The following is a 22,353-nucleotide window of genomic DNA, read 5'->3' as shown; positions in this document are numbered from 1 at the left end:
CTCCGGGTTTGCTTTTGCGCGGACAGTATGCCGCCTGTATGGTGATTCTATCCGTCCCTCATGCCGAAAAACCGCCGTTGCAGGCCCTGCGGACGGGTCCGAGGCGTATGTCCGATTCCAGCGGGTGCGCCGGCGTACAAAGCGTTAGCATGCGTACATGAAACTCGATCCCGACACCTGCTACAAGGCCGTGGCGTCGCACGACCGCCGCTTCGACGGACGCTTCTTCGTCGGCGTGTCGTCGACCGGCGTGTACTGCCGTCCGGTGTGCGCCGTACGCACGCCCAAACGCGAGAACTGCAGCTTCTACGAGACGGCCGCCGCCGCCGAGAAGCAGGGATTCCGGCCTTGCCTCCGGTGCCGGCCGGAGCTGGCGCCGGGCCATGGCCTGGCCGATATCTCGGGGCGGCTGGCGCAGGCCGCCGCCGCCATGATCGACGAAGGCTTCATGGCCGACGCGGGCGTGGCCCGACTGGCCGAACGCATCGGTGTGACCGAGCGGCACCTGCGGCGTCTCTTCGACGCGCAGTTCGGCGTGTCGGTGATGGAGTACGTGCAGACCCAGCGCCTGCTGCTCGCCAAGCGGCTGCTGACCGACACCGCCTTGCCGGTGACCGAAGTTGCCCTTGCTGCTGGCTTTGGCAGCGTACGCCGCTTCAATGACGTATTGAAGACACGCTACGGGCTGACGCCAATGGCGATGCGCAAGCGCGCCGCGGACGGCGTGGCCGACCGGCTGGTGTTTGAGCTGGGCTATCGTCCGCCGCTGGCATGGGATGCATTGCTGCGGTTCCTGGCGACGCGGGCCGTCGACGGCATCGAGGAGATTCGCCATGGCAGCTACGCGCGCACACTGTCCGTCGAAAGCGGCGGGCGCGCGCACCTGGGCTGGGTGCGCATCGAACACATTGCCAAACGGCTGGTATTGCGCGTGACGTTGTCCGCCTCGCTGGCGCACGTGATTCCCCAGGCGCTGGGCAAGGTGCGCCGGCTATGCGATCTGGGCTGCCGGCCAGACGTGGTGGACCGCCATCTTGGCGAGCTGGCGCTGCCGGTGCCCGGCATGCGGCTGCCCGGCAGCGTCGACGGCTTCGAGATTGCCGTGCGCGCAGTGGTCGGCCAGTTGATCTCGGTGGTGCACGCGCGCCGGATCCTGGCGCGGCTGGCCGAGGTGGCAGGCGAAGCGATCGACCCCCAGACCGTCACGCCGTCATCGCAGTCGCCAGCCACGCTGTGCCGCACCTTTCCGAATGCTGCCGCCATCGCCGCGCTGCCGCCGGAAGCCATGCGCGCGGCGGGCGTGCCTCCGGGCAAGGCCCGCACCCTGCGTGCGCTGGCGGAGCGAGTCGCAAGCGGTACGCTCGCGCTGGAGCCGCACGCGCCACCGGAAGAAACCGTCGCAGCGCTGCGCGACATCGAAGGCATCGGCGACTGGACCGCACAGTACGTCGCCATGCGCGCGCTGGGATGGCCCGACGCGTTCCCCGGCACCGACTATGCCTTGCGCAAGGTGCTGGGCGTGAGCACCGTGCGCGCGATGAATGAACGGACCGCACAATGGGCGCCGTGGCGCGCCTATGCGGCCATCCACTTGTGGCATCGTTACGAAGCGCTGAAAGGCGACGCGATGACACCCACGGATTCCGAGGTCACGACATGACAAGCTATCGCCTGATTGACAGCCCGCTGGGCGCCATACTGCTGCGCGCCGAGGGCAATGCCCTGACCGGCGTCTATTTCGAGGGCCAGAAGTACTACCCTGGCGGCGCCGATTTCGACGATGAACGTCCGCCGGAGGCTGCCGCGCGCGTGTTCCGGCAGGCCGCCGAAGAGCTGGCCGAGTATTTTGCCGGCGAGCGCGAAACCTTCTGCGTGCCGATGCGGTTCGCCGGCAGCGCATTCCAGAACCGCGTATGGGAGGCATTGCGCGCGATCCCCTTCGGTGCCACGGTCTCGTATGGCGAGCTGGCGGCGAGCATCGGACTTCCGCCCACGCATGCCCGCGCGATCGGCGGCGCGGTGGGGCGCAATCCGCTGTCGGTGATGGTGCCATGCCATCGCGTGCTGGGCGCAAGCGGCGACCTGACCGGCTATGCCGGCGGCACCGATCGCAAGCGCGCCTTGCTGCGGCTGGAAGGCACTGCAGCGGCAGTGCATCTGCCGATCATGCAACAGTCGGCGCTGGCCTTCGCATAGCGGGCCGCACCGGCGCGGCCCTGCGCGATGACGCGCCTCTTCATTGCCCTGGAGACACCGTCCGAGGTGACGGCGCGGTTGCTGCTGACCGTGCCGTCCGGCGGAGGTATTCGCCCCGTGCCTGCCGAACAGGTCCACCTGACGCTGCGCTTTCTCGGCGAGTGCGACGACGCGCTTTCCGCGCGCGTGGCACAGGCGCTGGCCGGCATTCGGGCACCTGCATTCGCCATGGCCGTCGAAGGGGCCGGCCGTTTCCGCGGCGGGCAGGGCTGCGTGCTGTGGGCGGGCATCGCGGCGAATCCTGCACTGGACACGCTCTATGCCGACATCGGGCAGGCGCTGGCCGATGTCGGCATCGCGCCCGAGCGCCGTCGTTTCCATCCGCATCTGACCGTGGCACGGTGCCGCCCCTCGGTGCCCGAAGGCGTGGTGCGCGACTGGCTGGCTGCGCACCGTGAGTTGTCGACGCCGGCCTGGCAGGTCGACCGCTTCATCCTGTTCGAAAGCCGCCTCGGCCCGCGCGGTGCGCAACACCTGGTCAGCCAGGCCGTCCCGCTCATTACGCCAGATTGCTGAACCCCAACGCCACGCCTAGCCCGCACAAGGCCGAGCCGATGGCGCGATCCAGCAGGCGCTGGCGACGCAGCATGGCCGCGCGCAGCGCCGGCGCGCTGAAGAAGCACGCGATCAGGCCGAACCAGGCCAGGTGTGCGAATGACATGAAGAGCCCATAGCCGAACTGCACCGGCAGCGGCGTATGGACATTCACCACCTGCGTGTACGTGCTGACCACAAATAACGTGGTCTTGGGATTCAGCGCGTTGGTCAGGAAGCCCATGCGCAGTGCGGCCATCGGCGACATGGCCGGCACAGCTAGGTCCACCGCCAACTGCGCCCGGTTGCGGAAAGTCTGAATGCCGATCCACACCAGGTAGACCGCCCCCAGCCCCTTCACGATCGTCAGCAGGCCATGCGCGTGCTGCATCAGGATCGCCACCCCGAACATCGTATAGAACACGTGCACCTGCACGCCCAGTGCGATCCCCAGCGCACTCAGCAGCCCGGTCTTGCGGCCGAACACATAGCTGTTGCGGGTCACCATGGCGAAATCCGGGCCCGGGCTGATGACGGCAAGGACGGTAATCGTGGCAACGGCCAGCAATTCGGCGATAGGGCTCATTTCGTGTCAGTAAACGTATCGTTTCATGGAGAAGTGCTCTCCGTGAGTGGAAAGCGTACCCAATTCTGCGAGACGTTCCACAGACCGGCAACCGATATATACTCCCCGAAATTCGTAAGAAAAACTGACAGATGCACTGGCTTGGCTGGATCCGTTTCTTCGAGGCCGCGGCCCGCCATGAGAGCTTTGTCCGCGCTGCCGACGAACTGCACCTGACCCATGGCGCGGTGAGCCGCCAGATCCGGCAGCTGGAGGAAACGCTGGGCGTGGCCTTGTTCGAGCGGCGCAACCGCGGGGTTTTCCTGACCGGGGCCGGGCGCACGCTCTATGCGGCCGCGACGCAGTCGATGGAGATGCTGGCTGGCGCCGCCTCCCGCATCCGCACGCAGCCCGCGGCCCAGGCGCTGGTGCTGTCGTGCGAACCCACCATTGCCATGCGCTGGCTGATTCCGCGGCTGCCGCGCTTCACCGCCCGGCATCCGGACATTCCCCTGCACTTGATGGCTGCCGGCGGGCCGATCGATTTCGCGCGCAGCGGCGCCGACCTGGCGCTGCGCCGCAATGATTTCCACTTCGGGGTGCAACTGCATGCGCGCGAGGTGGCGCAGGAATGGGTCGGTCCCGTGTGTCGGCCGGGCGTGGCCGGCGCGCCCGCGCAACCCTTCGCCGCACTCGACCGCCTGCACACGCGCTCGCGCCCGGACGCGTGGCAGCGCTGGGCAGCCGCCACCGGCAACCGGGACCCCTTTGGCGGCGACGCCTGGTTCGAGCACTTCTACCTGAGCCTGCAGGCCGCGGCGGCGGGCCTTGGCTGCGCGCTGGCTTCACGCTTGATGGCAGTCGACGAGATCGCCGATGGCCGGCTGGTGGCGCCGCTGGGTTTCGTGCCCGACGGCACGTCCTACCATCTGCTGTCACCCACGCCGTTCGAGCACGATGCGCGGCGCCAGGCGCTGCTGGCATGGCTGCGCGAAGAGGCGCAGGCATCGCTTGCGGTGCCAGGCGAAGGCCCCGCCTGAAACCGGCCTGAACGCTACCCCCCGGAAGTCTGTGCTCAAGTTCTGCCACAAAATGCCGAAGGCCAACCCATGAGTCTTGCCGTGCGCCGCGGCGTGCGCTTAACATGCGCGCGCGACTGCACACCGGCCCCCCCGACCCGCGGCAAACCGCCATTCCTGACGTAGCGTGAATTCATGAGTTTCCAAGATTCCTCCGAGCCCCCAAAGGCCGAGCCCGGCCCGCACGACGAAAGCGATGCCGATACCGGCGCTTCGCACTCGGACGAGCGCTACCGGCTGACCCATAACTCGCAGATCGGCACCGTGCTGCGGGACCTGTCGTGGCAGAAGTGCATGATCACGGTGCGCACGCGCACCGGTCATCAGTTCGTGACCTCGATCCTGCAGGTCGATCCGGTCAACCGGACCTTCGTGTTCGACTGGTGCAAGGCCGACGCCGAGCGGCAATCGCTGATGACCTCGGACGAGAACGCCTTCTCCGGATTGCTGCGCGGCGTGCCGGTCAATTTCATGGTGGGCAGGCCGGGAGCCACGCGCTTCGAGGAAGGTCCCGCCTTTGTCGTCGAGTTTCCCGAAAAGCTGTATCACTTCCAGCGCCGCCGCCACTTCCGCGCGCGCACGCTGTTGACCAAGGGCTACCGCTGCGAGATCCGCAAGCCCGACAACGGCGTGCTGCTGCTCGATATCGCCGACCTGTCGCTGTCGGGTGTCGGCCTGCGATCCAAGGCAGTGGATGCCGAGCAACTGCCGGTGGGCACCATGGTCGGCAAGTGCCGGCTGGATTTCCGCGAACTGGGCAAGCTGGAGGTCGACATGCAGGTGGTGGGCCACTGGCTGGTCGGCCACGATGACAACGCGATCCATCACTACGGGTGCGCCTTCGTGAACGCCGACGGCCGCATGGAGAACTTCCTGCAACGGCTCGTATTCGCGCTGGAACTCGCGCACCGGGGCTGAGTTACGCTACTTGCCCGCTCCCCTGTCCGGTCGTGCCGGCCGGGCGACCCCGGTGCTCCCGCGCAATGTGCAGCCCGGAGCGCTGGATATCGCCACCGGCATCCACAATGTCGAAGCCATGACTTCGCTGAGCATCCGCCGCCCGACGCGGGCCTGGGCCGGCCTGCGTTCGTTCGTCGCCGACGGCGACCTGGTGGGCGGATTCGATCCGGAGGTGGAAGGCTTTTTCTGGGTGGCCGCGCAGGGCGGCTACGGCATCCAGACCTCGGCCGCCATGGGCGAAGCCTGCGCCGCGCTGGTACAGGGGCGGCCGCTGCCGCAACGCATTGCGGATTTCGGCCTGACCGCGGCCATGCTCGGCCCCGCGCGCCTGCGAGGCTGACAGGACGGCGCTGGGCCGTCAGGACGCGATCAGGCGGCCAATGGCCGTTGCGGCTTCGCGCATCGGCGGCAGCAGCCGCGAGATCATCTCCGCTTCCGACACCTTGGCCGCGCGCACGCTGACGCTGATGCCGGCCAGCACGATGCCCGAGGCCGAGCGCACCGGCACCGCAATCGCGCGCAGGCCGGGCTCCAGCTCCTCGTCGACTACCACGTAATCCAGCTCCCTGGCCCGCGCAAAGCAGGTTTCCAGCTCCTGGCGCGAGACCTTGGTCTGCAGCGTGCGGGGGCGCAGGTCGGCGTGCTCGAAGAAGCCGTCGAGCACCGATGCCGGCTGGTGCGCCAGCAGGAGGCGGCCGTTCGAGGTGCAGTAGGCCGGCAACCGGCTGCCCATGCCAAGCGAGTAGGTGAGTACCCGCTGCACTTCCGAGCGAACCAGGTAAAGGATGTCCGTGCCGTCCAGGATGGCCAGCGCCGAGGTCTCGTGGATGCGCGCGCTCAGGTTGTCCAGGATCGGCTGGGCCAGCGACACCAGCGAGGTCGACGAGAAATACGCATGCCCCAGATGCAGTACGCGCGGGCGCAGCGCGAACTGGCCGTCCTGCTGGCTGACATAGCCCAGCTGTTCGAGCGTATAGAGGCAGCGCCGCACCGACGCGCGCGACAACTGCGTGCGCTGCGCCACCTGCGAGATAGTGAGCGGGCGCTTACGCTCGGAGAATGCTTCCAGCACGGTCAGCCCCCGCGCCAGCGACAGCATGAAGTTGGGATCGCCGGCGAAGCTGCCCAGCAGGTCAGACTGCGGCCTGGCAACGCGGACGGAATCGGCCTGGGCCTGGCCGATGCTGATGGGGCGGGGAGCATCCATTGGGGAAGAGGGATCGCTGTTCGATAATCGCGCAATCTTAAACCGCCTTGGCCCGGCGGGCCAGCTTTTTGCCTTATCGCGTTGGCGATGCCCCCATGCGCCCCGCTACTTGCGGCGTGTCCGCTCCGCCACTTCGAAGAGCGCCATGCCGGCCAGCATGGCCCCGACAAAGCCCCACGCCTTGGCGTAACCCGCGCCCAGCGCCACCAGTGCCGGGCCCGGGCAGAAGCCCGCCAGGCCCCAGCCCACGCCGAACGCGGCACTGCCGAGCACCAGCCGCAGCGTAACCGTGGTACTGGCCGGCAGCTGCATCGGCAGGCCGAGCCACGAACGCTGCCTACGCCGTGCAAGGGCAAAAGCGATCGTACCGATCAAGACCGCTCCGCCCATGACGAAAGCCAGCGACGGATCCCAGCTGCCAGCAAGGTCGAGAAAGCCGAGCACCTTGGCCGGGTTGGCCATGCCGGAGACGATCAGGCCGATACCAAAGGCAAAGCCGGCCTGCAGGGCAATGAAGGCTGCCATGTCAGCCTCCCAGCAGGTGGCGTTGCACCAGCACGGTCAGGAACCCGGTCGCCATAAAGGTGGCGGTTGCCACCAGCGACCGTACCGACCCGCGCGAAATCCCGCACACGCCGTGCCCGCTGGTGCAGCCGCTGGCATAGCGCGTGCCGACGCCCACCAGCAGCCCCGCCACCAGCACCTCCGCCCAGCTGGCATCAATCTGCGGGGCAGGCATTACACCCAGCGCCGTCGCCAGGACTGGCGCCGCCAGCAGGCCGGCGAGGAAAGCCACGCGCCAGCGGGTATCGCCATGCGGGCGCGTCAGCAGGCCGCCGAGGATGCCGCTGATGCCGGCAATGCGACCGTTGAACAGCACCAGCACGGCCGCGGCCACGCCGATGACCAGGCCGCCGGCGAGCGACAGCCAGGGCGTGAAATGCGTGAAATCGATTTGCATGGAGGTTCCGCAGGCGGTGCTGCGGGGGGGTGATGTCAGGCCGGCATTATAGGAGCGGTGGCGTGCGGATTCATGAGGATGAGCAACTCAGCTCGGGGCAGGAAGGGGGAGTCCTTGCCGAAAACCTCCTTTGGCATGCAGTAGATGCTGCGGAAGTTACGGTGGTCTGTCACCGGAATGCGTAAGTCTCGCAACGGCCGAGGCCGCGTGTCCTGAACCGGCAATGCGACAGCGGTGACATCTGCGGTGCGGACGTAGTTCTCTGTAAGGTGGAGGGCAGTGACATCCATCAGAGGAATCACGTGCCCAAGCGCTTTCATCGCGCCACCTATCTGTCGTGTTCAGTGGCACACGCCTGGCATGGGAAGTGGGCCGGCAACGCGCCGGCCCTCCGCCGCCTATGTGAAGCGGCGGCTCTTGAAGCTCACCGTTTGCTTGTAGTCGTCCATCGGCCCCACGCGTCGAACGTTCGCCCACGTGCCCTTGTAGTAAGGAACGATGTTGCGGTCCGTCCATGTCGTCGTGACGTTATCCTGGATGCCGTTGACGTGGCCGAACACCATGAACGTCTGGTCATGCTTGATTTCGGCAGCCGGATAAGCCATTGCATAGGTGGACCCGAAGTCGTTGAAGACCTCGACGATGTCCCCCGCAGCAATCCCAAGTTGCTGCGCGTCTTCCGGGTTCATTTCGATATATGCCATCGGGTCTCGCGTGCGGACGAAGTCGTTGTACTGGTCGTGATAGACCGTTTGCCATACTTCGTTCGTGCGGCCATTGTTAATCCAGAAGCGGTACTTCGCCTTCTGGTCGGCTATGAGCTTCGGTAGACCTGGCCATGGTGATGCCTTGAACTGTGCCTTGCCGTCCGGCGTGTCGAACTTGCCGTCCATATACATCATCTCTGTGCCGACCAGCTTTCCCCCTTCCCACGCCTTCGCCGGTAGCTGCACACCGTTGTTGGCCATGACACGCAACCGTTCATAAGTCACCAGATTGCCCGTATCGCCGCCCTGGCTGTCAATCTTCCCAGCTCCCGGCTGTCCAGCTTTGCGGAAGCCATCGTTGAACGCGTCCTCCTCAGTCTTCCAGTCAAAGCCTTCAAACCGGGCCGCCATCTTCGCGTTGCCATCCTTGCGGTACATGTCGCGCAGCGTGTTGGCGATGCGTGCCGCGATGATGCAGTCGGGCAGTGCAGTTCCAGGCGGGTCCATGAACCGTTCGGAGAGCCGCATACGCCGTTCGCCATTCATGGAGGTCAGATTCATTTCACCAGGATGTGCTGCAGGCAACATCAGATGTGCAGCCTCTTCGAGCTTGGTCGGGTAGAGGTTGATGCTCGCGACAAACAGCCCACCCTTGCCACTCGCATCATAAATAACGTCGACCATTTGCTCGGTGGTCACGCCACGGGCGCGCTGCATCGCGTCCTTGACTATTTGCGACCTGCGCAGGACGACTTCGCGCAACTGCTGAGCGTTGTTGCTTGTCTGGAAGTTATTGCAGGCCCACCACGTCATCATCCGGCCTTTGCCGTGGATGAGTTCCTGGTCAATGTATATCTTCTTGTCACCGGGGTACGGAGGCCGGGTGTAGCCTTCCTGGTGACCGCCCATACGAACGCAGCCGGTCCCTCGCCGTCCGACATTGTGCGTCGCGAGCGCAAGGTCCACGAGGGAGGACTGAATCAGATAGTTGTCGTTGCCCCAGATGATGCCCTTTTCATAGGTGTGCATCGTCCTCGGCATCTGACCCGAAGCCTTTGGCTTGTACGACCATTCGGCAGCCGTTCGAATCTTCTCAACAGGCACGCCGGTGATTTTGCTGCAATCTTCAAGGGACAACTTGTTGGCCTGTACCGCCGCATCGAACCCGCTCGTGTGGGCGGCAATGAACTCGCGGTCAATCCAGCCCTGCTGGACGACGTACGTGAAGAGGCCATTGAACAACGCGATATCCGTCCCCGGCTGGATGTCCAGGTGCAGCACGTTGTCCTTCCCTGCCACCTTTTCGGCTACCGCGATGGTCGGAGTGCGTCTCGGGTCAACGAACACGACTTTTGTCTTTGGCGTCGCTTCTCCAGGGAACCACTTCCTCTTCTTGTCAGCCGTCGTTCCATTGAGATTTGGCACCCAATGGTTCAGGAAGTAGTTCGTTTGCGTTTCGTACGAGTTGGCGCCAATGGACCAGATGACGTCGGCGAGTTCGGCGTCCTCGTATGAGTTGTTCAGTTCTCCAATGCCCATCTCACGAGTGGCATGGCATTCGGAGTTGTACGCCGGCCTGTTGTGGATGCGGACCATCGGGGTCTGCAGCGCTGTGAACATCAGCTTGCCCGAACCCCACGTGTTCTCGAATCCACCACCCGCACCACCATGGTCAAAGGCAGAAAAGACAATGCCATTTGGACCATCCTTGTCGAGCACCTTCTTCATCAGGCCGGCATAAAGGGCCAATGCCTGGTCCCAGGTCGTATCGACCCATTGGTCGCTCAGATAGACACGTGGATTCTTGAGGCGGTCCTTCGTGAGCCCGTCTGGGGCATACATATAGGTTGCCATCTTGCCGCCTCGCGTCGAGCTGAGTCCGCTGTTCACAACGCAGCTCTTGTCCGGGACAATCATGATGGTGTGGCGCGAGCCGTCACGTTCGGTGATGACATTCTCCATCGCGGGCGTCATGACAATCGTGAGCGGCGGCAGCTGCTTGCGATAATCAAGTCCGAGCGCATTCTGGTTCGGAGCGCGCCCTCCTTCCTGGTCCTCCGGCCACTTGTAAACGTGATACCCACACCCAACGATGCAGAAGTGGCAGGTCATGTTTGTCCGCTTGGCCGTGACCGGCGGCAGCACGATGCGGTCCTTTTCGGTAGCCATTTTCAGCTCCTCGAACTCAAAGGATGTTGGCCTGGCGGCCGTATATCAGGCCTTCCAAGCCGACAGCTGACACCGTTCCAGATTTCTCGTCATAGGTGAGCCTCACCCGGGGCAGATTTTCGGTGGCCTGGCCGGCAACCATTTGTCCGGCTTTTTCCGCATCAAAGATGCTGTAATGGCACGGGCACTTGAATGTCTTTGTGGCAGGTTCGTATGCCACAGGGCATCCCATATGGGTGCACATCGCGCTGTAGGCAACGATGTCACCTTCCGGGCCGACACCACCTGGGACGCGGCTGCCGAGTTTGACAGCGATGCAGGGCGAAGCGGCGTCCGGATAGGTGAAGGAGACTGGGGTATTGGGCGCCATCCGCCCGAGTTGCGTCAGAGTCTTTCTCGGATACGGGAGCTTGGTCTTGCTTGTGTCGACCGGTGTGGCGGCTTCCGCTGCGGTAGGCGCAAATGCACACGCAGCGGAGGCGGCAACGGAGGTGCCTCCCAGCTTCAAGAACGTCCGGCGGTCGAATTTGAGTTCGGACATGTTCCCTCCTTGCTTGAATCTTGCTTGCCTAGTCGCTAGCATCGATTGCGTGGCAAGACCTGTGCCACCCGGCTCAATGGCGGTCGGCAGGCTCGTGTGCAGGGAAATGTGGACGCGGAGTCGCTGGGCGCCGTTACCGTCCAGTAACGGTTCGTGAGGGGGAGTGAGCCGTTATGTCACCAATTCTTAACATCGGTCGACGGCGGCTTCTCCGTTCTGCGCTGAGCTTGCCGCTCCTCTCAGCCTTCAGGTTCGCCTCAGGCGACGAACGTCCATCGATTGCGTTCGGCACCACGGCCGTCTTCCTGGATAACGAAATCAGTCTGCTGGCACGTTGGGCCAAAGAACTCGGGAGCGTTTGCGGTGCCAACGTGAGGTTTGTGCAGCGCAATAACTACCGTGAAATACACGAGCTATTGGCTGCGAATCGCCTCGAAGTCGCATGGGTCTGCGGCTACCCCTACGTCACGCATCAGCAGACCATGCGGTTGATGGCGATACCAGACTACCAGGGGCAACCGCTTTATCGCTCCTATCTAATTGTTCCCAAGGGCGACGTCCATACCACGCATATCACGCAACTTCGGAATCGTGTGTTCGCGTTCAGCGACCCGCAGTCGAACTCAGGCTTCCTGGTGCCTACCACGGAGCTGATTCGGGCAGGCATACGGCCAAGCGCATTCTTCAGGAAGGCCTTCTTTACCTATGCGCACCGGAAGGTGGTCGATGCGGTGAGTTCTGGACTGGCGGATGGCGGTGAAATAGATGGATACGTCTACGACACGATTGACAGGCGATATCCCGACCGCACCCGAGACGTAAAGGTGGCGTGGCGTTCTCCGCAGTACGGCTTCCCGCCGATTGTGGCACGCACGAACCTCGACGAAGAAACGTTTCGCCGCATTCAGGGGGCGCTCGTCGGCATGAAGGAACGACCGGAAGGGCGCGACATTCTTCAGCAATTGAACCTCGACGGCTTCGTGGAAGGTGCCGACAGCGTGTTCGACAGCATTCGCGGGCTAGTCCGGATTTTGGACGCTGGGCCAAGGTAGGCGCCCGCAGATGTTTTCCAATCTCAGTTACCGCTACAAGATTCCACTGGCGTTGAGCGCCGTCATCCTGCTTACCGAACTTCTGGTGACCGCCGCTCTCGTCAGCCTTGCACTATCCGACGCGCGGAAGGACTTGGAGAACGGCGCACAGAATCTTTGTCGCGTGCTTACGCTGTCGGTTCGTGACCCGATGGTCAAGGACGACGTATGGCGAGCTTTCGAAGTTATCCATACACCGGTCGCGGTCAAGGACTCGTCCAACCCGCTCAAGGAAATCGCGCTCTTCGACGCTCAAGGGCGCGTATACGCATCGACATCTCCCCGGAAGGCCCCCATCCAGACAAACGTCGCCCAACTACCCGCCGAATACGACGACGTTCTCTCACATTTGCGTTCGGCTGGCGACCGCTTCTACTTCAATTTTCCGGGACTACTTGCGACCCATGACGTGACGGCAGGCATGCCGGTGAATTCAGATGACGGGGGACGTCTGGGATATGTTGTGTTGGTCTACGACGCCAATATTCTCTATGGCCGTATCCGCTCAACGCTGGTCAAACTGGGGGTGGCCACTATTCCAGCGTTGTTGTTGCTCATACCGCTGGGTTGGCTGTGGGGTGACCGGATGGCGAAACCTCTTCTGCGGCTTGCATCGGCAATGGCTCGGATTGGCAAGGAGCCGGCGGAGAAGGTTGGCGCCGAGATGACTGTGCGGGGCAACGATGAGATAGGCCAGTTGGGTCACCAGTTCCAGGCCATGCTTGGAGAATTGGCTCAGAAGCAGGCGTTGGAGCGTGAGGTTGTTGTCTCCGAAAGGCTGGCGGCCGTTGGGAGGGTCGCGGCAGGTATTGCCCACGAAATTAACAATCCACTGGGCGGTATGCTCAATGCCATCGACACGCTCAACACGCACGGTACACCAGACGCCCAGACCAAGAGAACCTTGGGGCTCCTTGAGCGAGGGTTGGGCCAAATACGGTCCACCGTTGCGGCGCTGCTGGTGGAGGCTCGGCTGGACTCTCCTGCAATGAGTCCGTCCGACTGGCAGGACCTGAGACTGTTAATAGCGCCGCAGATACATGCAAAGCAAGCAGAGTTCAACTGGGAAGTGCAGCAAACGAAGGCCGTCGCGTTGCCGGCCCATTTGGTCCGACAACTGGTTCTCAACTTGCTGCTGAATGCCGCGAAAGCCGTAGAGCATGGCGGTCGGGTCGACGTCAGCGTTTCGGCACATCCAGCGGAGCTCCAGATAGCGGTATCGAACACCGGGCAATACATTGCGGGCGTTGCAATGGAACATTTGTTTGAGCCATTCAGTTCGGCATGGGAAGGTGAAGAACGGCGTTCATACGGGCTGGGTTTGTGGGTCAGCTACCAAATTGCCACTCAGCTCGGCGGCACCATCGCCGTCGAGAGTGAACCAGGCCGGACGTTCTTTGTAGTGATGCTGCCGTTGGCCGCTCGATAGAGCAGGAGTTCATCATGTCTACTACCCTAATCTGCGTCGTCGAAGACGACCCCATCATGGGGGAGTCCTTGGCGGACAGGTTCCGTCTGGAGGGCTTCGATGTGGACTGGCACACCAACGGTGAATCCGCCTTGAGTGCCTTGCAGACTCGTCCATATCAGGCCGTCATCAGTGATATTCGTCTGCCAGACATCTCGGGAGAGAACCTGTTTGCACGCTCGATGGCCGCACGTACCTCGCAGCCGCCGTTTGTCTTTATTACTGCCTACGCGTCCGTCGAAACGGCTGTCACTCTTCTGAAGAATGGTGCTGCTGACTACATCACCAAGCCGTTCGACATTGGTGCGCTGGTGGAGAAGGTCCGGCTGTTGACAGGTACTGCAATCCCAGACCAGGCGATGCCGGCGCAGAGCGAGCTTGGCGTTTCCGAAGCGATGCGGCGCCTTGCCGACATGGTGCCGCGTGTTGCAGGCCGTGCGAAATCGATTCTGATTACTGGAGAATCGGGTGTTGGCAAAGAGGTGCTGGCGCGATTCATTCATCGACATGCGCCGGGCGATGCGACCCCATTTGTTGCCGTGAATTGTGGCGCAGTGCCAGAGACGCTTCTTGAGTCCGAATTCTTTGGCTACGAGCGAGGTGCCTTCACGGGCGCGGGGCGCCAGAAGAAGGGATACTTCGAACAGGCCGAAGGTGGAACGCTCTTCCTTGATGAGATAGGTGACCTGCCGCTTTCTATGCAGGTGAAACTGTTGCGGGCGTTGCAAGAACCCCGCGTCACGAGGGTCGGTGGCGAGAAAGAGGTTGAAACTAACTTCCGCCTAATCTGCGCCACCAATCGAGACCTCGCCGAGTTGGTCAGCTTTGGGAAGTTTCGCGAGGACCTGTTTTACCGAATCAACATCTTTCAGCTGCGTGTACCCGCATTGCGCGACCGGCCCGACGATGTTCTCTGGCTCGCCCATCGCTTTGTGCGCGATATTGCCAGCCGGCTCGGCGAGCCGACAAAGCTATTTCATCCGTCGGCGGAGGCACGGCTAGCGACCTATGGTTGGCCGGGGAATGTTCGAGAGCTGCAGAACCGCCTTGAGCGCGCGTGCATTGTCAGTCCGCAGAACATGCTTTTCTCGTCCGATGTATTCGAAGAGGACGGGGCCCCGGCCACGGCGGTAGTGGACGTGGACACGCCACTCGACGGGTACATGGCTGCATGCGAAAGCGCATTCATCCGCGCGGCACTTCTACAGCACCAAGGGCACATTTCTGAGACAGCCCATGCGCTAGGCATTTCCCGGAAGAGCCTCTGGGAGAAGATGCGCAAACATGCAATTGCAGCCGGGCTGCTTCACTGAGGCGCTATGCCTTGGCTGCTCAGCCAGGAGAGCTCTCATGCAAACGGATAGAAACGACGGAATGCTTGAGACGCGGCTAGTACGCGTCCATGGTCGTGTCCAGGGTATCGGCTATCGCGAGGCGTGCGTGCATCATGCCCAGGGGCTTGGTGTCACAGGGTGGGTTCGCAACCGTATGGACGAATCCGTGGAGGCAATGTTGCAGGGGTCGCCCGAGCAGCTCGCCGACATGTGCGCCTAGTTGAGCGAAGGTATGTCAGCAGCGCTGGTGGAAGAGCTCGAAGTTACCGAAGTGCAGCCACCGTTTGCGCGCTTCGACAGTTTCGGGCGCTTGCCTACCTTGTGAGGGCAGGCAAGCGCTGCGGCCGAGAGCGCGCGCGTGTGCCGTCGAGTGGCGGTGGCGCCGTGGCACTTCACGGAGTTCGGCTTCGGGCGGCCACCTCACGAAGGCGTCTGCGCACCCTGTTCGTTGACAGCCTCGGTCGCGCTCCGTGGCGAGCTATGCAAGCGCTCGAACCAAAGGAACAGGAGAACGGCCAGGGCGCCGCCCACCAGTTCACTGACGATGAAGCCAGGGGCATCGACCGGTCGGATTCCTGCGAACGTGTCAGTGAACGAGCGAGCGATAGTGACTGTGGGGTTAGCGAACGACGTCGACGCCGTGAACCAGTAGGCCGCCGTGATATAGCCACCGACCGCGACCGGGACAAACTCCATTCGCCGCTTCGCCACATTCAGAATGACCGTGAGCAAGCCGAACGACGCAACCACCTCGCTCCACCATTGTGATGGGCCGGTGCGCACATGCGCCGACACCTCTAGCAAGGGCAGGTCGAACATGCCGTGAGCAGCCAGCACCCCGGCGATTGCGCCGAGACCTTGCGCGATGACATAGGCGCCAGCGTGGTTCCAGCGCAGCTTGCCGAGGCAGACCTCGGCAAGCGTCACAAGGGGATTGAAGTGTGCGCCCGAGATATTAATAAAGGTGGCGATGAGCGCCACAAGCCCCGCGCCGGTCGCCAGCGTATTGGCGAGCAGTGCAATCCCGACATTGCCGCCGGCGAGCTTCTCGCCCATGATGCCGGAGCCAACAACGGTGGCGAGAAGGAGTGCGGAGCCCAGGAACTCTGCAACTACGGCATGCCGCAATCTCATGGCTTTACGTTCCCGATGTCGGTCACTTTCTGTTTCACCGCAAGGCGGTCGAGCGACGCGAGTGGCAAGTTCTTGAACAGGTCAAGCCTCTTGCGGAGAGGCGCTGCCGCGTCCTTGAACGCACGCTTCCTTGTGTCCTCCGAGCCGTCGACAGCGGCCGGGTCTGGAACGCCCCAGTGCGCAGTGATGGGCTGCCCTGGCCAAACCGGGCACTGCTCGCCAGCGGCCTGGTCACACACGGTGAACACGAAGTCCATCACCGGCGCATCCGAAGTGGCAAATTCACTCCACGACTTGCTTCGAAGTCCCACAGTGGGAAGTCCCATCTGTGTCAGGAGCTGGAGCGTCAAGGGATGGATTTCTCCCTTCGGGTGACTGCCAGCCGAGTAGGCTTTGAATCGCCCGCCCCCGAGAGCATTCAACTGAACCTCGGCCAGCACGCTGCGCGCTGAATTGCCGGTGCAAAGAAACAGTACGTTGTAAGCCTTGTCGCTCATGTTGAAACTCGCGTGGGTAGGCAGGTCACTGTTATCAGGCCGCACCGATGCCAGCGACATCGATGTCGCCAACCCTTTGCAGTTCAGTCCGAATGGCAGTCTCATCGAGGTCTTCAAGTGGCACCTGGAGGAACGCCTCGACGCGGTACTTAATCTGCTGGAAGACCTGCTCGAACGCTGCACGCTTTGTTTCGTCCGGACCCCCGACAGCGGCGGGGTCATAGAATCCCCAGTGGGCGGACGATGGATGGCCAGGCCAGAATGGACAGACTTCGCCTGCAGCTTGGTCGCAAACCGTGATGATGAAGTCCATGTGCGGCGCATCCGCTTTGGCGAATTCATCCCATGATTTGCTGCGCAGGTTCGACAGGTCATAGCCCGTCTTTTTAACCTGCTCGATTGCGAACGGATTCACCTTACCGGACGGCTGGCTGCCTGCGCTGAACGTCTTGAAGCGGCCATGGCCCATCGTCGCCAAAAGCGCTTCGGACATGATGCTGCGCGAAGTATTACCCGTGCAGAGAAAGAGAACGTTATAGGTGTCTTTGCTCATTTGTTGCGGCTTCGGAAGATGATGGTGGTTGGCGTCGGAGCGCAGCAAGCAGAGGCGCTTTCCTCGGGGCGCGATTCGCCGAAGGTGGGGATGGAATCCAGCGTGTGATACGACTCCCACGCGATGCCCTGGGGGTCTACAGTCCAATATTTGTCCGACTTGGCATAGCAGCAGTTGGTGCCAATCTGTGCTTCCATCGGAAGCTCCGCATTGGCGAGTCGCGTCTGCATTTCGTTGAGTTCCTCTTCGGACTCGACCTGGACACCGAGGTGGTCCAAGCCAGCCTCGCGGCCACGCATGGAAATCGCGAAGTTGACGCGCGGGTCATCCAGCATCCATTTCGCGTAGTCATCCTTGGTGACAGTCGGCTCGCTGGCGAAGAGCGCAGAGTAGAAGCGGATGCTCTCGGCCAGGTTCTCGACGGATACGTGAACGTGCAGTCGTTTCATCACTTGTCTCCGCAAGTAGTGCATTCGCTCGCCGGCACCACAGCGCAAGGTTCCCCTTGACAGCAGTTCTCGGTGAGAAATCCAAGGAGCTCATTCATGGTGGGGTAGTTGGCCGAATAGATAACGAATCGGCTTTCCTGTCGCGAAGTTACCAGGCCAGCATGCGCCAGCTCTTTCAGATGGAAAGAAAGTGATGACGGCGGCGTATTCGTCGCTTCGGCGATGCGTCCCGCAGACATACCCTCTGGCCCGGCACGCACGAGGAGGCGGTAGACCTCAAGACGTGAGGCGGCGGCAAGTGCTGCAAGCGCGGCAATGGCTTTGTTCGTTTCCATATTTCCACGATATGCGAAATAACGAACCATCGCAAGCGAAGGTTTGATGACAGCGAGTGGCGGAACTGTTTTCAGCAGAACAGCAAGTCCCGCTCAAAAAAATGTCGCCGTTGGACGGCGACGGGTAAGGGGGCGTCAGTCAAGACGGGGGTCTTGGCGACAGGAAAAGTATATACATTTGAATTAAGACATTACATACAACGTTGGTGGGGGATCCATGAGCTACATTGAGCCGATATCCCGCTAGTTCGGCTTGCCAAGGAATAAGTAGAAGCTGTAGCTGCCGCCGGCAGCACGTCCGTAGGCGAGGTAGAACGGGCCGACCGGGCTGTCCAGCGCAAGGAAGATCGAGCCGGATTTGAGCAGGCCGGTCGGGTTGCCCGGCACCAGCTGATCACCGACGCGACCGGCTTCCAGCGAAAAGCCCGCATAGACGCCCTCGAGCAGCGTCTGCCGCACCAGCTTGTTGTAGTAGACCAGGCGCGCGAACTGCAGATTGCCGCCCAGCAACTGACCCGTGCTGTAGCCCGACTGCTGCAGGAAGCCGCCCCATTGGAACAGGTCGTAGCGTGGCAACGGGTCGTTGCCGATCTTGCTGCCGGCCTTGAACGCCAGGTTGACGGTGTTGTTGCCCGAGGACCATGCATAAAGCCCGTCAATCGTGCCTTTGACATAGGCCTGGTCCGCTCCCAGCCCGGGTTGCGAGGCGTAGATCCTCATCGATCCGCTGTAGCCGGAGCGCGGGAAGTTGATGCTGTCGAGCTGGTCCACCAGCAGGCGGCCGGTGATGGCGCCGCGGCGGATGTTGCCCGGCCCGGGCGACAGGCTTTCCGGTCCGGTGCTGAGCGACGCGTGCTCGGTGCCGGCCAGCACGCCCAGCCGGGCTTCGCCGTACTTCGTGAACTGGCTGCCCACGTCCAGCGCGACGTCGAAGCGCCGCAGGTCATAGGTGGCGATGCGCGTGCTGCCCTGGAAGATATTGACCGGCCGGCGTTCCAGCTCGACGCGCGGCGCGATGAAAAAGAACTGACGGGTGTCCAGCGGCTGGTAGAACTCGCTGATCAGCGCCGAGGTCTGCCCGACCTGGGCGTCGGTGCGCCACTCCGCGCCAAGGGTATTGATCCAGGTGCGCCGGTAGCTGGCCAGCAGGTTGAAGTAAGCATCGCCGCGGAAGTCCGAACTCAGGCCAAGGCCGAAGCGCAGGTAGTTGGGGCCATAGGATTTCTCGACCGCGTTGACGGCCATGATGTGCTTGCCCTGCTCTTCGAGAAAGCCGTAGTTGACGTGCTCGAAGTCGCCGGTGCCGAACAGCCGCCGCATGTCCTGGTCGAGCTGCGCCTGGTTGATGGGCTCGTGCGGCTTGGTTTCCATCACCGCGGCGGCGTAGTCCGGGTTGACCCGCTCCAACGGCGCGAAGCGGATTTCGTCGACCGGCCGCAGGTCGGGCGGCGGCAATGTCTGCTGTCCAGCGCGTAGCTGCGCGTATTGCGCGGGCGGCAGCGCCAGCGGCGCGAGCCGGTCGGCGACCTTGCGCGCCGCGGCCTCGCCGATGGGCACGGTCTGGGTCAGGTGATCGAAGTCGGTCGCCGAGAAGTCGCCCAGTTCGGGCAGGATCAGGACATCGCGCGGCGTGAGCGTTGCCAGCGAGGCGCGCACGTTCTGCTCGGTCAGGATGTTGAGCATCTGGCCCGTGACGCCGATCACCGAATTCAGCTCGTCGCGCTTCATCAGTGGCGTGCCGAGGTTGACGGCGATGATGATATCGGCGCCCATCCTGCGCGCCACGTCGACCGGCAGGTTGTCGGTCAGGCCGCCGTCCACCAGCAGCTTGCCTTCATACTCGGCAGGTGCCACCGCGCCCGGCACCGACATACTGGCGCGCATGACGTTGGCCAGCTCGCCCTGGCTGAATACCACCGGGGTACCGGTAACCAGGTCCGTGGCGACCGCGCGGTAGGGAATCGGCAGCTTGTCGAAGTCGCGATAGCCGGGAACCCGGGCCAGCTGGCGCAGCACGGTTTCCAGCTGCACGCCCGACACCGCGCCTTTGGGCAGTGCGAGGCCGGTGGACTGTACGCCGATCTCGGGCGTGAACAGGTTGGTATAGTCGTCCTGCTTGCGGCGGATGGTCAGGTCCTGGCGCGGCGGGCGTTCCTTGAAGATCTTTTCCGTCGTCAGGTCTCCCACCAGCTTCTCCATCTCGGCCGGCGTCATGCCCGAAGCGTAGGCGCCGCCCACGAGCGAGCCCATGCTGGTGCCCGCGATGCAATCCACGGGAATCCGCATGGCCTCCAGCACCTTCAGTACGCCAATATGGGCGGCGCCGCGTGCGCCGCCGCCGGACAGGACCAGGCAGATTTTCGGGCGCCCCTGCGCGGCGGGCACGGCTGGCAGGGCAGGCGCGCTGTTGGCGGGCAATGGAGCGCCTGCGGCTGGCGCTGCGGGTACATCGCCGGCCGCCCGGGCACACTGAGTGAGCAGCACCAGTGCCACTGGCAGCAAGATAGCGCGCAGGCAAGGGCGAGTCGCTATGTCCATGGAGCAGGTCCGGTCCGCGGTCGGCCGCATGTGCACGGCGAGAGTTGGCCGGGCGGTGCCGGCCGGGCAGGTGGATGCAGCTATCTTCCGATAAAGCCGATGGCGCGTGGCATTGTCGTCGCCCGATTTCAAAACAATTCATCACGCCGCTCGGAAGCATTCACATCGCCAGGCGGCGAAGAACAGGATGCCTTTCGCTGCGCCAGTGGCTAACATGGACGCGGAGGCAAGGTCTTGGGGGCCGCATGTACGGTTACTTTTTTTGCCACACCACCGCGGGACAACTGACGCTGATTCCCCGCGCGAAGGACTGGATGCTGATGCTGGGCAATGGCGTGGTGGGAAGGTATCCCAATGCCCAGGCTGCGGTGGACGCCCTGCACGAGGGCGAACTGCGGGTGCGCGGCAAGCGCTTCGATGCCAGCGGACTGGGCGTGCCCAGACGCGCACACGACTGGCTTTATCACGTGCTGAGCCGCTGACCCGGCAATGGTGCCCGGCGTGCCCGGCACGATGAGGGGAACTGCCATGACCGCCCTTGTCGAGTGGACCAGAGAGCATACGAGCCGGCTGTTTCCGATGTCGGCCGAATACACTGCCGCCGGCGGCAGCCAGGTGCAGGTGAGCTGGCAGGCCGAGCCGCGCGGTTCGAGCGGACGCACCCGCCACAGTGCCGCGCTGCAGTTCGACCAGGACGTGATCGACGCGGTTTACCTGGCGGATGCGACCGAGCTGGCGCGGATCGGCGGCCGGCTGGCCGATGTGGTCTCGCGCTGGCTTGCCGGCGACGACATTGCCTGCCTGGGGAGCGAAGTGCTGGTGATCCCGGTGGGAGACCTGCTGCTCAGGCATTAGGCAGAAGTCGCCTCCGGCTCGTTCGGGCAGCCCGGAATATACTGTCGGGTAACCGTGTCATGCGCTTCCCGCGAGCTTTTCGTGCCTCACAATCCCCCTGCTGACGATCCACGCCCGGTACCGCCCGAGCGCCCCGGCGACGACGAGTGCTGCCAGTCAGGCTGCGACCCGTGCGTGTTCGATTACTACTACCAGGAAATGGACCGCTATCGCGATGAGCTGAAGGCGTGGGAAGCCCGCCAGGCCGCGCGCGAAGCGGCAGCCGCTGCGCACGCCGAGGATTCGCAGACTTGAGCGCGCTCTATGATTTCGTGCAGCGCCACCCGCGGCTGTTCGTGCTGACGGGGGCGGGCATCAGCACCGATTCCGGCATCCCCGGCTACCGCGACGCCCAGGGCCAGTGGCAGCGCTCGCAGCCCATCACCCTGCAGGCATTTCTCGGCTCGCACGCCGCGCGCCAGCGCTACTGGGCGCGCAGCATGATCGGCTGGCCGGTGGCAGCCGGCGCGCAGCCAAACGCGGCACACCACGCCGTCGAACAACTCGGCCGGCAAGGCCGGTTCACCGCGCTGGTGACGCAGAACGTCGACGGCCTGCACCAGCGCGCCGGCAGTAGCGGCGTGATCGAGCTGCACGGCAGTATCGGCAGCGCCATCTGCCTGGCATGCGGTGCGCGCCACGATCGCGCCGGCGTGCAGCAATGGCTGGTCGAACAGAACGGCGCGCTGCGCGACGTTATTGCCGAGCCAGCCGCCGATGGCGATGCGCATTTCGAATCGCCGCTGTTCGCGCAATTCCGCGTGCCCGAGTGCGACATCTGCTGTGGCCTGCTCAAGCCTGACGTTGTCTTCTTCGGCGAATCGGTGCCGCGCGAGCGCGTCGACGCGGCGCGCAGCGCGCTCGAACAGGCCGACGCCATGCTGGTGATCGGCTCCTCGCTGATGGTGTACTCGGGCTATCGCTTCTGCGTCTGGGCCGGACAGCTTGGCAAGCCGGTGGCCGCTCTGAACCTTGGGACAACAAGGGCGGATGCGATGCTCGACCTGAAGGTGGAACAGTCGTGCGCAACTGCGCTGGCCGAGCTCGTCGCCAGGCTGGCTCATTGACCACCATGCCCGCA

Annotated in this window: 24 protein-coding genes and 3 pseudogenes; 14 read left to right on the top strand and 13 right to left on the bottom strand. The window is 63.4% G+C overall.

Features of this window, described 5'->3' with window-relative positions; all coding sequences use genetic code 11:
- Positions 1–157 precede the first annotated feature (157 nt).
- From RM96_RS35970 to thpR, 3 genes are read left to right on the top strand one after another with little or no spacing between them, the layout of a single operon-like run.
- A complete protein-coding gene (locus RM96_RS35970) occupies positions 158–1,660 on the top strand; it encodes a DNA-3-methyladenine glycosylase 2 family protein (RefSeq protein ID WP_039016525.1) in 1,503 nt (500 codons plus the stop codon).
- A complete protein-coding gene (locus RM96_RS35965; RefSeq protein ID WP_039016524.1) occupies positions 1,657–2,196 on the top strand; it encodes a methylated-DNA--[protein]-cysteine S-methyltransferase in 540 nt (179 codons plus the stop codon). Before RM96_RS35970 ends, RM96_RS35965 begins: the two co-directional genes overlap by 4 nt.
- A gap of 27 nt (positions 2,197–2,223) precedes the next feature.
- Positions 2,224–2,772 carry an RNA 2',3'-cyclic phosphodiesterase gene (gene thpR, locus RM96_RS35960; RefSeq protein WP_039016523.1) on the top strand — a complete coding sequence of 183 codons (549 nt, stop codon included), beginning with the start codon at positions 2,224–2,226 and terminating at the stop codon, positions 2,770–2,772.
- Here the strand turns inward: thpR and RM96_RS35955 are convergent.
- Positions 2,756–3,376 (bottom strand): LysE family translocator, encoded by a 621-nt coding sequence (locus tag RM96_RS35955; protein WP_039016522.1) that lies wholly within the window; start codon positions 3,374–3,376, stop codon positions 2,756–2,758. The two genes, thpR and RM96_RS35955, sit on opposite strands and share 17 nt — an antisense overlap.
- A gap of 131 nt (positions 3,377–3,507) precedes the next feature.
- Between RM96_RS35955 and RM96_RS35950 the strand changes: the two genes are divergently transcribed.
- The 3 genes and pseudogenes from RM96_RS35950 to RM96_RS35940 all read left to right on the top strand — a co-directional run.
- Positions 3,508–4,395, top strand: coding sequence for a LysR substrate-binding domain-containing protein (locus RM96_RS35950; protein WP_039016521.1), 888 nt, complete (start codon positions 3,508–3,510; stop codon positions 4,393–4,395).
- Between the two features lie 174 nt (positions 4,396–4,569).
- Positions 4,570–5,352, top strand: coding sequence for a flagellar brake protein (locus RM96_RS35945; RefSeq protein WP_039016520.1), 783 nt, complete (start codon positions 4,570–4,572; stop codon positions 5,350–5,352).
- A 43-nt stretch (positions 5,353–5,395) separates the two neighbouring features.
- Positions 5,396–5,734: pseudogene (locus tag RM96_RS35940) on the top strand (FAD-dependent oxidoreductase); the annotation flags it as partial.
- A gap of 18 nt (positions 5,735–5,752) precedes the next feature.
- Here the strand turns inward: RM96_RS35940 and RM96_RS35935 are convergent.
- The 6 genes and pseudogenes from RM96_RS35935 to RM96_RS35910 all read right to left on the bottom strand — a co-directional run bounded on the left by RM96_RS35935 (position 5,753) and on the right by RM96_RS35910 (position 10,979).
- Complete coding sequence (locus RM96_RS35935; protein ID WP_039016519.1) at positions 5,753–6,601, bottom strand: IclR family transcriptional regulator domain-containing protein; 849 nt, start codon at positions 6,599–6,601, stop codon at positions 5,753–5,755.
- Positions 6,602–6,706: 105 nt separating this feature from the next.
- Complete coding sequence (locus RM96_RS35930; RefSeq protein WP_039016518.1) at positions 6,707–7,126, bottom strand: DUF6691 family protein; 420 nt, start codon at positions 7,124–7,126, stop codon at positions 6,707–6,709.
- Between the two features lies 1 nt (position 7,127).
- Complete coding sequence (locus RM96_RS35925) at positions 7,128–7,562, bottom strand: YeeE/YedE family protein (protein WP_039016517.1); 435 nt, start codon at positions 7,560–7,562, stop codon at positions 7,128–7,130.
- An 80-nt stretch (positions 7,563–7,642) separates the two neighbouring features.
- Positions 7,643–7,774, bottom strand: a pseudogene (locus tag RM96_RS41045) (GTP 3',8-cyclase MoaA); the annotation flags it as partial.
- Positions 7,775–7,960: 186 nt separating this feature from the next.
- Entirely contained in the window at positions 7,961–10,438 is a 2,478-nt protein-coding gene (locus RM96_RS35915) for an arsenate reductase (azurin) large subunit (RefSeq protein ID WP_039016515.1), read from the bottom strand.
- A gap of 16 nt (positions 10,439–10,454) precedes the next feature.
- Positions 10,455–10,979, bottom strand: coding sequence for an arsenate reductase (azurin) small subunit (locus tag RM96_RS35910; protein ID WP_039016514.1), 525 nt, complete (start codon positions 10,977–10,979; stop codon positions 10,455–10,457).
- Positions 10,980–11,152: 173 nt separating this feature from the next.
- Between RM96_RS35910 and RM96_RS35905 the strand changes: the two genes are divergently transcribed.
- The 4 genes and pseudogenes from RM96_RS35905 (at position 11,153) to RM96_RS35890 (ending at position 15,197) form a co-directional block, all read left to right on the top strand.
- Complete coding sequence (locus tag RM96_RS35905; RefSeq protein ID WP_039016513.1) at positions 11,153–12,031, top strand: substrate-binding domain-containing protein; 879 nt, start codon at positions 11,153–11,155, stop codon at positions 12,029–12,031.
- Between the two features lie 10 nt (positions 12,032–12,041).
- Entirely contained in the window at positions 12,042–13,499 is a 1,458-nt protein-coding gene (locus tag RM96_RS35900) for a sensor histidine kinase (RefSeq protein WP_039016512.1), read from the top strand.
- A gap of 14 nt (positions 13,500–13,513) precedes the next feature.
- Positions 13,514–14,851 (top strand): sigma-54-dependent transcriptional regulator, encoded by a 1,338-nt coding sequence (locus RM96_RS35895; protein ID WP_039016511.1) that lies wholly within the window; start codon positions 13,514–13,516, stop codon positions 14,849–14,851.
- 37 nt (positions 14,852–14,888) lie between these two features.
- Positions 14,889–15,197: pseudogene (locus RM96_RS35890) on the top strand (acylphosphatase).
- A gap of 95 nt (positions 15,198–15,292) precedes the next feature.
- Here RM96_RS35890 and RM96_RS35885 read toward each other — a convergent pair.
- The 6 genes from RM96_RS35885 to RM96_RS35865 all read right to left on the bottom strand — a co-directional run bounded on the left by RM96_RS35885 (position 15,293) and on the right by RM96_RS35865 (position 20,378).
- Positions 15,293–16,006: an aquaporin gene (locus tag RM96_RS35885; RefSeq protein WP_039016510.1), complete on the bottom strand. Its 714-nt coding sequence runs from the start codon at positions 16,004–16,006 to the stop codon at positions 15,293–15,295.
- Positions 16,003–16,503 (bottom strand): arsenate reductase ArsC, encoded by a 501-nt coding sequence (locus RM96_RS35880; protein WP_039016548.1) that lies wholly within the window; start codon positions 16,501–16,503, stop codon positions 16,003–16,005. The genes RM96_RS35885 and RM96_RS35880 overlap by 4 nt, the downstream gene beginning before the upstream one ends.
- Before the next feature lie 34 nt (positions 16,504–16,537).
- The gene (locus tag RM96_RS35875; protein ID WP_039016509.1) at positions 16,538–17,056 is read right to left on the bottom strand and encodes an arsenate reductase ArsC; all 519 of its coding nucleotides are present in this window, start codon (positions 17,054–17,056) and stop codon (positions 16,538–16,540) included.
- Positions 17,053–17,505 (bottom strand): ArsI/CadI family heavy metal resistance metalloenzyme, encoded by a 453-nt coding sequence (locus RM96_RS35870; protein ID WP_039016508.1) that lies wholly within the window; start codon positions 17,503–17,505, stop codon positions 17,053–17,055. The genes RM96_RS35875 and RM96_RS35870 overlap by 4 nt, the downstream gene beginning before the upstream one ends.
- Positions 17,505–17,840 carry an ArsR/SmtB family transcription factor gene (locus RM96_RS38305; RefSeq protein ID WP_082016864.1) on the bottom strand — a complete coding sequence of 112 codons (336 nt, stop codon included), beginning with the start codon at positions 17,838–17,840 and terminating at the stop codon, positions 17,505–17,507. The genes RM96_RS35870 and RM96_RS38305 overlap by 1 nt, the downstream gene beginning before the upstream one ends.
- Positions 17,841–18,083: 243 nt before the next feature.
- Positions 18,084–20,378 carry a patatin-like phospholipase family protein gene (locus RM96_RS35865; RefSeq protein WP_039016507.1) on the bottom strand — a complete coding sequence of 765 codons (2,295 nt, stop codon included), beginning with the start codon at positions 20,376–20,378 and terminating at the stop codon, positions 18,084–18,086.
- Positions 20,379–20,623: 245 nt separating this feature from the next.
- Here RM96_RS35865 and RM96_RS35860 point away from each other — a divergent pair, with 245 nt between their 5' ends.
- From RM96_RS35860 to RM96_RS35845, 4 genes are all read left to right on the top strand, one after another.
- Positions 20,624–20,860, top strand: coding sequence for a hypothetical protein (locus RM96_RS35860; protein ID WP_039016506.1), 237 nt, complete (start codon positions 20,624–20,626; stop codon positions 20,858–20,860).
- 46 nt (positions 20,861–20,906) lie between these two features.
- Entirely contained in the window at positions 20,907–21,233 is a 327-nt protein-coding gene (locus RM96_RS35855; RefSeq protein WP_039016505.1) for a hypothetical protein, read from the top strand.
- Positions 21,234–21,314: 81 nt separating this feature from the next.
- Complete coding sequence (locus RM96_RS35850; protein ID WP_039016547.1) at positions 21,315–21,527, top strand: oxidoreductase-like domain-containing protein; 213 nt, start codon at positions 21,315–21,317, stop codon at positions 21,525–21,527.
- A complete protein-coding gene (locus tag RM96_RS35845; protein WP_039016504.1) occupies positions 21,524–22,339 on the top strand; it encodes an NAD-dependent protein deacetylase in 816 nt (271 codons plus the stop codon). The genes RM96_RS35850 and RM96_RS35845 overlap by 4 nt, the downstream gene beginning before the upstream one ends.
- Positions 22,340–22,353: the final 14 nt, after the last annotated feature.

Origin of the sequence: Cupriavidus sp. IDO, assembly GCF_000812465.1 — a bacterium.
Classification (GTDB): Bacteria; Pseudomonadota; Gammaproteobacteria; order Burkholderiales; family Burkholderiaceae; genus Cupriavidus.
Note: the sequence above shows the minus strand (reverse complement) of the source record. Positions and strands in the feature narration are given on the sequence as shown.